The sequence below is a fragment of the Paenarthrobacter sp. PPS72 genome, assembly GCF_048537125.1.
Classification (GTDB): Bacteria; Actinomycetota; Actinomycetes; order Actinomycetales; family Micrococcaceae; genus Arthrobacter; species Arthrobacter nitroguajacolicus_E.
The window spans coordinates 81,316-92,660 of the sequence record NZ_JBLYIE010000041.1; the positions used below are offsets into that span (position 1 = coordinate 81,316).

At 59.7% G+C, this 11,345-nt stretch carries 10 protein-coding genes; 3 read left to right on the forward strand and 7 right to left on the reverse strand.

Annotated features, from left to right (window positions below; translation table 11 throughout):
- The first annotated feature begins 3 nt into the window (after window positions 1-3).
- The gene (gene pepN, locus ACLRGI_RS17010) at window positions 4-2,607 is read left to right on the forward strand and encodes an aminopeptidase N (RefSeq protein WP_419202740.1); all 2,604 of its coding nucleotides are present in this window, start codon (window positions 4-6) and stop codon (window positions 2,605-2,607) included.
- A gap of 10 nt (window positions 2,608-2,617) precedes the next feature.
- Here the strand turns inward: pepN and lplAB are convergent, their stop codons facing one another.
- The 5 genes from lplAB to ACLRGI_RS17035 form a co-directional block, all read right to left on the reverse strand.
- The gene (lplAB, locus tag ACLRGI_RS17015; RefSeq protein ID WP_419202741.1) at window positions 2,618-3,718 is read right to left on the reverse strand and encodes a lipoate-protein ligase LplAB; all 1,101 of its coding nucleotides are present in this window, start codon (window positions 3,716-3,718) and stop codon (window positions 2,618-2,620) included.
- 86 nt (window positions 3,719-3,804) lie between these two features.
- Window positions 3,805-4,062: a type B 50S ribosomal protein L31 gene (locus tag ACLRGI_RS17020; RefSeq protein WP_017200906.1), complete on the reverse strand. Its 258-nt coding sequence runs from the start codon at window positions 4,060-4,062 to the stop codon at window positions 3,805-3,807.
- Window positions 4,063-4,203: 141 nt separating this feature from the next.
- Window positions 4,204-5,013, reverse strand: a complete 810-nt coding sequence (locus ACLRGI_RS17025; RefSeq protein ID WP_419202742.1) for a TrmH family RNA methyltransferase — start codon at window positions 5,011-5,013, stop codon at window positions 4,204-4,206.
- 7 nt (window positions 5,014-5,020) lie between these two features.
- The gene (locus ACLRGI_RS17030; protein WP_419202743.1) at window positions 5,021-5,806 is read right to left on the reverse strand and encodes a sulfite exporter TauE/SafE family protein; all 786 of its coding nucleotides are present in this window, start codon (window positions 5,804-5,806) and stop codon (window positions 5,021-5,023) included.
- Between the two features lie 18 nt (window positions 5,807-5,824).
- Window positions 5,825-6,610, reverse strand: coding sequence for an ABC transporter ATP-binding protein (locus ACLRGI_RS17035; RefSeq protein ID WP_419202744.1), 786 nt, complete (start codon window positions 6,608-6,610; stop codon window positions 5,825-5,827).
- A 110-nt stretch (window positions 6,611-6,720) separates the two neighbouring features.
- Here ACLRGI_RS17035 and serB point away from each other — a divergent pair, with 110 nt between their 5' ends.
- Both serB and ACLRGI_RS17045 read left to right on the forward strand, forming a co-directional pair.
- Complete coding sequence (serB, locus tag ACLRGI_RS17040; RefSeq protein ID WP_419202745.1) at window positions 6,721-7,614, forward strand: phosphoserine phosphatase SerB; 894 nt, start codon at window positions 6,721-6,723, stop codon at window positions 7,612-7,614.
- A 302-nt stretch (window positions 7,615-7,916) separates the two neighbouring features.
- A complete protein-coding gene (locus ACLRGI_RS17045) occupies window positions 7,917-8,507 on the forward strand; it encodes a roadblock/LC7 domain-containing protein (protein ID WP_419202746.1) in 591 nt (196 codons plus the stop codon).
- A gap of 114 nt (window positions 8,508-8,621) precedes the next feature.
- On the opposite strand, the gene ACLRGI_RS17050 is transcribed toward ACLRGI_RS17045, so the two are convergent.
- Window positions 8,622-10,124, reverse strand: a complete 1,503-nt coding sequence (locus tag ACLRGI_RS17050; RefSeq protein ID WP_419202747.1) for a sugar ABC transporter ATP-binding protein — start codon at window positions 10,122-10,124, stop codon at window positions 8,622-8,624.
- A gap of 276 nt (window positions 10,125-10,400) precedes the next feature.
- Window positions 10,401-11,153, reverse strand: coding sequence for an SDR family oxidoreductase (locus ACLRGI_RS17055; RefSeq protein WP_419202748.1), 753 nt, complete (start codon window positions 11,151-11,153; stop codon window positions 10,401-10,403).
- Between the last annotated feature and the right edge of the window lie 192 nt (window positions 11,154-11,345).

Here is an 11,345-nt window from a genome sequence, read left to right on the forward strand (position 1 = left end):
TGTGTGTCGAATCACAATCTCTCGCGCGATGAAGCCGCTACCCGTTCAGCCCTGATCACTACCCACAGTTACGACGTCACCCTCGATGTCCGCGACGCGGCAGATCCCGGCGTCGCCGGATACCCGAGCATCAGCACCATCACCTTCTCCGCCGAACCCGGCTCTGCCACCTTCCTGGATTTCATCAGCAGCGGCGTCGAGTCGGTGATGTTGAATGGCCGGACGCTTGACGTGGAGTCAGTTGTTGATCGCGACAGGATCATCCTGCAGAGCCTCGCCGCGGAGAACACCGTCACTGTGAGCGGGACCGCGCTGTACAGCCGTTCCGGGGAAGGCATGCACCGCTTTGTGGATCCCGCCGATGGCCAGTGCTACCTCTACACGCAATATGAGCCTGCGGATAGTCGTCGCGTCTTCGCCAATTTTGAGCAGCCGGACCTCAAGGCCGAATTTACCTTCCACGTGATTGCTCCCGCCGGCTGGGAAGTCGCGTCCAATGGGGTTGAAGAGGCACGCGCGCCGGTGCAGGGTGATCCCGCTGCTGCCCGGTGGGATTTTGCCACCACCAAACGCATGTCCACGTACATCACCACAGTCCTCGCCGGTCCCTACTTCAAGGCTACGGATCACTGGGGAGCAACGCTCGACGACGACACCCGCCTTGAGGTCCCGCTGGCACTTTACTGCCGCGCGTCCTTGGCGGACTCATTCGACGCCAACGAGCTGTTCCGGCTGACCAAAAGTGGGCTGGCATTCTTCAATGACCTCTTCGACTACCCGTATCCGTGGGGTAAGTATGATCAGGCGTTCGTGCCCGAATACAACCTCGGAGCCATGGAAAACCCCGGGCTGGTGACCTTCACGGAGAAGTATGTGTATGCTTCCCGCGCTACCGATGCCCAGTACCAGGCCCGTGCCAATACGCTGATGCACGAGATGGCCCACATGTGGTTCGGTGACCTCGTGACCATGAACTGGTGGGATGACCTCTGGCTCAAAGAGTCTTTCGCCGACTACATGGGAACCCTTGGTGTGGACCGTGCAACGGGCTGGGACACCGCGTGGGTGAATTTCGCCAGCAAGCGCAAAGCGTGGGCCTATGTACAGGACCAGCTGCCCACAACGCACCCCATTGTGGCGGACATCCCGGACCTTGAGGCCGCCAAGCAAAACTTTGACGGCATCACCTACGCCAAGGGTGCCTCGGTCTTGAAGCAGTTGGTCGCATACGTCGGTTTTGATGCTTTCATCGCGGGTTCCCGCCAGTATTTTCGTGATCACGAATTCGGTAACACGTCCCTTCAGGACCTCCTCCAGGCGCTCAGCGCAGCCTCCGGGAGGGACCTTGCCGACTGGGCACGCCAATGGTTGCAGACATCCGGTATCTCCACCGTTGCCGCGGAGATCGTCGAGGACGGTGGAGTGTTCGGCGCAGTGACACTCCAACAAGAGGCCATCGATCCCCTGACCGGCCACCAGGAACTCCGTCCGCACCGCATGAGGCTGGGCTTGTATGACACCGACTCCACCGGTGCCCTGGTGAGGACTGAAAGCATCGACGTGGACGTCACCGGGCCAAGCACGTTGGTGCCTGCATTGAACGGAAAGCGCCGGCCAGCGCTGTTGCTGGTTAATGACGAGGACTTGAGCTACGTCAAAGTACGGCTGGATCCGGCATCTGAACACACTGTCCGGACATCACTGGATAAGATCCCGGACGCCATGGCACGCGCCCTCTGCTGGACCGCACTGTGGGATTCGGCCCGGGACGGCGTTACTCCAGCGGCCCGCTACGTGGCCGCCGTCGAACAGTTCGGCCCGTCCGAGACGGGCATCGGGGTCCTGCTCAACGTGCTGGGCAATGCTGCAAGTGCCATTGAACGATACATCCCTGTGGGAACCCGTGAGGATGTGCGCAAGGACTTCCTGTGCGTGGCCGCTGAGCAGTTGAGGGTTGCTGCTCCCGGCTCTGACCAGCAACTTGCCTGGGCCAGGACCCTGGCAGAGGTTTCCCGGCACGGAGACAGCCAGCTGATCCTTGTCAGGGCACTCCTGGACGGCAGCACCGTGGTGGAGGGCCTGGCGGTGGATGCTGAGCTGCGCTGGAGCCTGTGGCAGGCGCTGGCAGCCCATGGACAAGCGACCCTCGCCGAGCTGGACCGGGAGCTCGAGGCGGATACGACAGCATCGGGTAAAGAAGGCCACGCCCTGGCCTCAGCAGCCCGACCGGCCCCATCAGTCAAGGCAGCTGCCTGGGATTCCACCGTCAACGGCACCGGACTTTCCAACGAGATCCTCAGCGCCACGATAGCGGGCTTCGCTACCGCTCCCGGAGACCTTCTGGAACGCTACGTCGAGCCCTACTTCGAGTGCCTTGAGCGCGTGTGGTCCGAACGCAGCATTGAAATCGCGGGCAGGATTGTTCGAGGACTCTTCCCGGGAACCCAAAACCTGCCAGAAGGCACGCGGCCTGCCGATCACCCGGTCCTGGTGCGTTCCGACCACTGGCTTCGTGACCACACCGGCGCCCCCCGTGCCTTGCGTCGTATCGTCATCGAGCAACGGAGCCACCTGCTGAGGGCGCTGACGGCACAAGCCGCCGGCTGATCGAACAGACCTAGGGCACCCGGTTCAACCATGCCTCCGTGCCGAACTTTGCGTCCACACGCTTCGTAGCTTCGTCCAGTTCGCTTTCGGTGAGCCGGGTTTCCACGGCACCGTAGCGTTCGGTGAACACATCCTGCATGGCCTGAATGATGGCAGACCTCGGAAGACCTGTTTGGCGGCGCAGCGGGTCTACGCGCTTTTTTGCGCTCCGTGTTCCCTTGTCCGAGAGCTTTTCCTTGCCGATGCGAAGGACTTCAACCATTTTGTCGGCGTCGATGTCGTAGCTCATGGTGACGTGATGGAGCATCCCTCCGTTGGCCAGTCGCTTCTGTGCTGCGCCCCCGATTTTGCCCTGATCGGTGGCGATGTCATTCAGGGGCACGTAGAAGGCGGTGATGCCCAGCTTCTCCAGTGCGGCCATGACCCAGGCGTCCAGGAACGCGTAGGAGTCGGCGAAGCTGATTCCATCCACCAGCGTCTGCGGCAGGTACAGCGAATAGGTGATGCAGTTTCCGGCTTCCATGAACATGGTGCCACCACCACTGATGCGTCGCACCACCGTGATGCCGTGCCTGGAAACGCCTTCCGCATCCACCTCGTTCCGCATCGACTGGAAGCTGCCAATGACAACGGATGGTTCTTCCCAGTCCCAGAACCGCAAGGTGGGGTTGCGCTTCCCCGCCCCAACTTCCTCCGTGAGGACTTCGTCCAAGGCCACGTTCATCTGGGTGGGCAGTACCGAAGGCGGGATGAGTTCCCATTGGTGGTCCGCCCAGCCCGTCGCCTTCGAGAGCGCACGGCGGACTGTTACGGCCACCGCCTCGGCAGAGAAACCGAACAGAACCGCGCTTTCCGGGAGGCCGGCAGTAACGGCTCCGGCAATGTCTGCCGCTGTCGAGCTCTCCGGGAGTCCCGTCAGTGCCCTGTTAATGTCCTCAAGGGCTTCATCGGGCTCCAGGAAAAAGTCGCCGCTCACCGAAACCTTGGAAAATCGCCCGTCGGCCACCTCCAGGTCCACCACCACAAGTTTGCCGCCCGGGACCTTGTATTCGCCGTGAAGGCGGGTGTCGGCGTCGTTGGGTTCTGTTTCAGGTGTGAGCTGGGAATTCATGGTGTCCATCTTGCCGGAAAACGCAAAAGCCCGCATTGCCGGTAATCCAGCAATACGGGCCTTGAAAAGCCTAGGGGTGAAGTGGGTTACTTCTTGCCGCCGAAGCCCTTGAAGCGAGCGTTGAAGCGCTCGACGCGGCCAGCGGAGTCCATGATGCGCTGCTTGCCCGTGTAGAACGGGTGGGACTCCGAAGAGATTTCGACGTCGATAACCGGGTAGGTGTTTCCGTCTTCCCACTCGATGGTCTTCGAAGAAGACACGGTGGACTTGGTCAGGAACTGCGTACCGGAAGCCAGGTCGTTGAAAACAACAGCTTCGTACTTCGGGTGGATATCAGACTTCATAATGGGACCTTTTGTTCACGCAACTGGATTTTGCCAGCTGCCAGGTATGAATGGAGGTGGACCTTTGCTGCAATGCGAACATTCCAGCTGCCGGGCCAACAACCAATGATAGCGGAAACGGCCATGCTGCACGAACTGCGCTCAGCCATGCGGGCGGAGTTCCCAAAATGCCACGGCCGAGGCGGCTGCGACGTTGAGTGAGTCCACGCCTGCACGCATGGGAATCTTGACGGCGAGGTCCACGGCGTCCAACGTCTGATCGCTCATGCCCGCACCTTCTGTTCCGAGCACCAGGGCCAACTTGGGGATCTCCCTTGCTGCGAGGACGTCGAGAGCCACGGCATCATCGGTCAACTCCATGGCCGCCACTGTGAAGCCCTGCTCCTTCAGCTGGGAGAGGTCGTCCGGCCAGCTCTTCAGCCGGGCCCAGGGAACCTGGAAAACGGTGCCCATACTGACGCGAACACTACGCCTGTACAGAGGATCCCCGCATCGGGGAGACACCAGCACCGCGTCCACTCCAAGGGCTGCGGCAGAGCGGAAGATGGCCCCCACATTGGTGTGGTCCACGATGTCCTCCAGTACGGCGATTCGCTGCGCGTTCGCCAGGAGATCCACCAACGGGACGGGCCCCGGCCGGTGCATTGCAGCCATGGCGCCGCGGTGCAGGTGGAATCCCGTGATTTCTTCCAGCAAGGATGCCTTGCCAATGAAGACCGGAACGTCAGGATACGCCTGGAAAACGTCGTCAAGGTCTTCCAGCCACTTCTCGGCAAGGAAAAACGAACGAGGTTGATGGCCCGCAGCCAGAGCGCGGCGCAGGACCTTGGAGGATTCTGCGATGTACATACCCTCCCGGGGCTCGCGCAGCTTCCTGAGGTGTACATCGGTCAGCGTGGTGTAGTCCGTCACGCGGGGATCGTTGGCGGACTCAAGATAATGGAACGTCACCGGCTGATTATTTCAGCAGGTTGGCGATCATGAAGCCCAGGGCCACGATTCCGAGGGCGAAGATCACTGCCCGCAGAACCCGTGGGGATAGCTTTCGGCCTACCTTTGAACCGATCAGGCCGCCCACGGTGGAGCTGACTGCGATGAGCAGGACTACCAGCCAGTTGATGCGGTCGAAGGCGAAGATCAGGTAAGAAATTGCCGCAACCATGTTGACGCCCAGTACCAGGAAGTTCTTCATGGCGTTGGCGTTCTGCATGGTTCCGGTGAGGAATACCCCGAGGATGCCCACCAGGAGTATTCCCTGCGCAGCAACGAAGTATCCGCCGTAAACACCGGCCAGATACACAAGAACCACCAGCAGGACACCGTGGCTGCGGTCCCGGATGGCGTGCTCCGGATTTTCTTCCCTGCTGCGTACCCATGCCTGCAGTTTGGGCTGGAATAGCACCATGAGGAGGGCAAGGACCAGCAGGACGGGGGCTACATAATGGAAGACTTTCTCCGGCAGATGCAGCAGCAGCCACGCCCCTGTGATACCGCCCAGCAAGGAGGCGGGCAGGAGTTTCAGGAGTTGCCTGCCACGGCCTGCCAATTCGCGGCGGTAACCCCAGGCTCCCGCAGCCGTGCCGGCTACCAATCCCATCGCGTTGCTCATGGAAGCGACCACCGGGGTGATGCCAAGGGCAATGAGTACGGGGAAGGTCACCAGCGTGCCGGAACCAACCACCGCGTTGATGGTGCCGGCCCACAAGCCCGCGAAAAAGACCAGGATGCCGCTAAGGATCTCCATCTTGACTACGTCCCCGGCCTAGCGGCGGGCGGTGGCGGTGTAGCGGCCGGCGTTTTCCGAAACGTCCAAGGCCAGCCCAAAGGTGTTGCTGAGGTGCTCGTCGGTGAGGACTTCCTTGATAGGGCCTGCAGCCACCACTCCGCCTTCGCGGAGCAGCATGGCGTGCGTGAATCCGGGAGGCACTTCCTCAAGGTGATGAGTGACAAGGACCATCGCCGGAGCTGCTTCGTCGCTGGCGAGCTCGCCAAGCTTGTGGACCAGTTCTTCGCGCCCACCCAGGTCAAGCCCGGCTGCGGGTTCGTCCAGGAGAAGCAATTCGGGATCGGTCATCAGCGCCCGGGCAATCTGGACACGCTTGCGCTCACCCTCGGACAACGTGGCAAACGTGCGGTTCAACAAGGGGCCCATCCCCCAATCGTTGAGTAACCCGAAGGCACGGCGTTCGTCGTCGCGTTCGTATCCCTCACGCCAACGTCCGGTGACGCCGTAGGCCGCGGTGACCACGACGTTCAGGACGTTCTCGTGCTCGGGGATCTGGGTAGCGAGTGCTGCCGAAGACAGGCCGATGCGGGGGCGGAGTTCAAAGACATCAACGCGCCCCAGGGTTTCATCGAGGATGCCAGCCTTGCCACTGCTGGGGTGCAGGCGGGCCGCGGCTATCTGGAGAAGGGTGGTCTTGCCGGCGCCGTTTGGTCCCAGGATGACCCAGCGTTCGCCCTCATTGACTTCCCAGTCGATCTTGTCCAGCAGGGTCTTCTTGCCTCGGACAACGCTGACGGAAGCCAATTCCAGAACATCACTCATAGCAGTAGACACTAGGACAAAAATGCATATGACTGCTAACTGGCGTTTGTACTCGTTTATCAGCTGAAACGAATTCGGATGGACGTAGCGCCCTCAGTAGGATTGAGGCCATGACTTTGAACTTGGCTGCAGTCAGCTATGGCACGAATTTGACCCCAGAATCCCTCGAGGATGTGCGGAAGGTGCTTGCAGGCGCTGGTGTTGCAGTGTCGTCGGAATCACACGCTGGCGATGAGCGCTTTGGCGTCTATACGGCGGCTCTTACTGTGGGTGCGGAAACCGCGGCTGACCTTGCCACGATGCGTCGTCAGGTAACTGAAGCTGCCAGCGCCGGTGTGGATACAGCCATAGTTCCGGAGGGCTTGCGCCAAGCATCGCGCAAACTCCTCATCATGGATGTTGATTCAACATTGATCCAGCAAGAGGTCATCGAATTGTTGGCAGCCCACGCCGGAAAGCGCGAGGAAGTCGCCGCCGTCACCGAGGCTGCCATGCGGGGCGAGTTGGACTTCGCCCAGAGCCTGCATGCCCGGGTTGCTGTTCTCGCCGGCCTGCCCGCCGACGTCGTCGATTCTGTTCGCAAAGAGGTGCGCCTTAGCCTTGGGGCGGCGGAACTGGTAGCCGCGTTCAAGGAAGCAGGCCACGTGGTTGCTGTTGTATCCGGAGGGTTCAACCAAATCCTGGGTCCCATTGCTGATGAACTGCGCCTGGATTATTGGATTGCCAATGAGCTTGAAATCGTCGACGGCGCGCTGACCGGTAAGGTGCTCGGCCCGGTTATCGATCGGGCAGCCAAGGAGAAGTATTTGCGCGAGTGGGCGGCTGCGGAAGCCATCGGCATGGAGCACACCATTGCTGTGGGCGACGGCGCCAATGATCTGGACATGCTCGGCGCTGCAGGCATTGGAGTCGCTTATAACGCCAAGCCAGCTGTGCGCGCAGTAGCCGACGCTGTGATCACCATGCCTTACCTTGACGCCGTTCGGCACATCGCAAACGTCTGAAGTCAGGGCATCGCCAGCGGGACGCCGCTTCACGTTGCACCACAGGCGCCGGTGGAATCTTTCCACCGGCGCTTCGGCATGCCATCGAGCGCCCTGGCATCTTCGTGAAGATCGACGGCCATAACGAAACAGCAAAAGTGTTTTCGTGACGCAGAATAATCAACAATTTATCAAACTGAAACTAATTCCCCGGCTAAATAGGCGCTTATCCGATTGTGGCCATTGTTTTGCATTGATGCGGCGAAGTTTGTGTAAAGTGAGGACTCTTATCAATAACTCCGCAAGGTAGGCGGCAAACCGGGATGACGAAAGTGCGGGGGCAGGAAGTGAACCGTTCGGAGCGCACATGGAAATGGTGGAAGCGCGTCGAAGGAGTCGAATCGACTGACTACGATCCAGTCGCGCCGGACGAACAATTAACGCCATTCGATGAAATTCTCCGCGCTGATGACCACGGGGAAGCGTCCCGGGCTGCCTACTTCGCGAACACCGCCAATTACACAACAGAACAGGAACAACCCAACATGAGCACACTTGATGAAGCCATAAAGCAACTGCTGGCCATCGAAGGAGCAACAGGCGCGGCTGTGGTGGACTATTCGAGCGGAATGGCCCTGGCACAAGGCGGAAGCCCGGGTTTCGACCTCGGCGTTGCTGCTGCGGGTAACTCAAATGTGGTGAGTGCAAAGCTGCGCACCATGGCGGACCTAAGCCTCGAAAGCGATATTGAAGACATCCTCATTACGCTCGGCACCCAGTACCACCTCATCAACGTCCTGAATTCAAGCGGTTCCAGGGGCCTCTTCGTCTACCTTGTTCTCGACCGCACCTACGCGAACCTGGCGCTGGCCAGGCACAAGCTCAAGAACCTCGCCAAGGACATCACCATCTGATCTCCCACGACGAAAGCAAAGGGACGGTGGCGCAACGCGCTACCGTCCCTTTGCTGTTTCGCCCTGGAGCCTCGTTCCGCTCCAAGAACTGTTGTTTCACGCCAAGTTACTGCGTCAGTTTCTTGCCCGGCGGGCATCGCCGCCGCCGGATTCAAACTTCACGCCCAGCATGTGATGAACCAGCACATCCTCATTGGTGTTGGCGTTGGCCTCGATAGTGACAAGTTCGCCATCGCGCATCACTCCCACCCGGTGGCACCAGCTGATCAGTTCGGACAAGTCAGAGGACAAGAGAATCGTGGCTACCCCCGTCTGGCTGAGCTCATTGAGCATCCTATAAACGGCCTCTTTAGCGCCGATGTCAATGCCCCGGCTCGGATGGCTGAGGATCAACACATCACAGTCGGTTGCCATCCATTTGGCGAGTTGCACCTTCTGCCGGTCACCCCCGGAAAGGGTGGTGATGTCGCCGTGGATGTTCGTGGTGCTGATGCTCATTTGTCGAACTACTTCAGCTACTCCTCTGAGTTGGGAAATCTCGTCCTCCAGGTTTGCCTCGCGCGTTTCAGCACTACCCTGTAGGCCCTCCACGATGCTGCCTGTTGCCTCACCGTTGTCGGCGGCATCGGACAGGTAGCCGATTTTCAATCTCAAGGCATCCTGGACATTCCGGATCTGCACCGGTTGGCCATGCATGAGGATATGCCCCGACGTATTGGGGCGCACTCCGGCAAGGGCTTCGACCAACTCGTAGACACCTGAGCGATGCGTTCCAACCAGGCCAAAGATCTCTCCCTTGGACACGTTGAAGGTAACCTCCCGGACCCTTTGCTCCACGCTGAGGTTCACCACCCGCAGGGCTTCTTCTCCCCCGGCGGGGTTTGTAGGTCTGGCGCTGCCCTCAAGTTCCTGCTGAAGCAGGAGGAAGGCAAGTTCATCGACGTCGGTATGGCTGGCTTCCAGTATTTTGTGAACCCGTCCGTCCCTGAGAATCGCGATACGGTGCGCAATGGATCGGACCTCATCCAGACGGTGCGTGATGTAGATGATGGCGCGTCCTTGCCTGACCAGCATTCGTAACACCTGATGCAGGACAGCCACATCATGATCCGGCAGCGAGGCGGCAACTTCGTCCATGATGACCAGCTGGGCTTCTTCGGCCACCATTCTCAGGACTTCCACAAGGGCTTGCTCGGCGCGAATCAACGTTCCCACCAACATGTCCGGATTCAAGCTGATGCCGATGTCGCGAATCAACTTGCTTGCCTGGTCGCGGAGCTCATGGTGGGGCTTGCCGGCTTGGAACGTGCCGCGAAAAATGGCGCTTGCAATGGTCAGCTCGGGGTCGATCCGGAAGTTCTGTGGAATGAGCCCGACACCGCAGGCTTGTGCCTCCTCGATTGAGTCCGGACCATACTTTTCTCCAGCCAGCGTCATCAGTCCGGCGTCGTGTTTATGGGATCCTGCCAGTACGCCCATCAGGGTGGTCTTTCCCGCGCCGTTGGTTCCGATCAGCCCCAGTATCTCGCCCCGTTGTACTGAAAGTCCGACGCCTTTAAGGATTCGCCGATGATCATACGAAGCATGAATATCATCAGCGTGCAATAACAGGTCCAAAGAAAGCTCCTAAAGCAAAGGGACAATAGCCGCCCTGGGGAGTCAACCGCGATCCGGATTTATGCGGCCTGCTTGCAGCCAAGGATGAGGGCGCCTTGGAGAGTCAATCAGATGGAATCACTTAATGCAAAGTAAAAAGAGCAAAACAACATTTGCCAATTCGTGACGCAAAAAGCTCAATAATTTATGAAACTGTCATTCTTGAAAGCTTTGGGAGGCTTAAACACCAGCGGCCCGGGACACGTGTCCCGGACCGCTGTTACGTTAATGTGCGGGCTACTCGGTTGACTTGTTGAAGTAGTCGGCGCCGCCCACGTACTCGGTGTGGCCGGATTCGACGTCGGCGGTCACCATTTTGGCGACCTCGGCTGCGAACTCCTCCACGGAGTACAGTTTGCCGGCTTCTGCGCGACGGGCTTCGATGGCTCCCGGGTTGGAGCGGTCGAGCAAGGTGGCTGTTACTGTGCCTTCGATCATGTCGCCCGATACGACCACAAGGGAGATGCCCTTGTCAGCAAGGTTGGGCAGGAGTGCGCGCAAGGCGTCCTCGCCGGCGCGCTTGCTCTTGGCCACGGGTTCGTACTCGGGCATGGTCGGTACGGTTTCCACGAAGTGCGCCTGATGGCTGGTGACGAAGACCACGCGGGAGCCCTCGGGCATCAGCGGTACGGCTGCATTGAGCATGTTGACCTGGGCGTCGCGGTTCAGCTTGAGCGCATACCCTTCCTCCATGCCCGACTCCATACCGCCGGAGGCGTTGAGCACCAGGATGTCCAGCGAGCCGAACTCTTCCATGGCGGTGCTTGCCAATGCGTGAACACCCTCATCGGTAGTGAGGTCAGCGCCTACTGCGGCTGCGCGTCCGCCTGCTTCCTGGATCCCGGCCACTACCTTGTTGGCGCGAGGCGCCTTCTGGCGGTAGTTAACCACGACGGCGGCACCCTCACCTGCGAGGATCTTGGCAACTTCTGCGCCGATTCCGCGGGAAGACCCCGTGACAATGGCAGTCTTGTTATCCAGCGTTCCCATACGTGCTCCTCTTGTTCACTTCATCCAAATTCCGTGGGCTCGGTTTCCATCATGCCAGCGGCACTAAAAAAATCCGTTGTTGACCCCGGACAAAAACGGCCGTGCAGACTAGATGAGTAAGTCCTATTGCTGTGCCGGGCGCGGGAGCTTTTAAAGTAAGGCGGAGAGTGTTAAGCCGAGTTTGTGAACACG

Coding starts and splice junctions, on each gene's coding strand:
- lplAB (WP_419202741.1), bottom strand. CDS start 3,718: ATGAATTCCCAGCTCACACCTGAAACAGAACCCAACGACGCCGACACC.
- ACLRGI_RS17045 (WP_419202746.1), top strand. CDS start 7,917: ATGACGAAAGTGCGGGGGCAGGAAGTGAACCGTTCGGAGCGCACATGG.
- ACLRGI_RS17020 (WP_017200906.1), bottom strand. CDS start 4,062: ATGAAGTCTGATATCCACCCGAAGTACGAAGCTGTTGTTTTCAACGAC.
- ACLRGI_RS17030 (WP_419202743.1), bottom strand. CDS start 5,806: ATGGAGATCCTTAGCGGCATCCTGGTCTTTTTCGCGGGCTTGTGGGCC.
- ACLRGI_RS17035 (WP_419202744.1), bottom strand. CDS start 6,610: ATGAGTGATGTTCTGGAATTGGCTTCCGTCAGCGTTGTCCGAGGCAAG.
- serB (WP_419202745.1), top strand. CDS start 6,721: ATGACTTTGAACTTGGCTGCAGTCAGCTATGGCACGAATTTGACCCCA.
- ACLRGI_RS17055 (WP_419202748.1), bottom strand. CDS start 11,153: ATGGGAACGCTGGATAACAAGACTGCCATTGTCACGGGGTCTTCCCGC.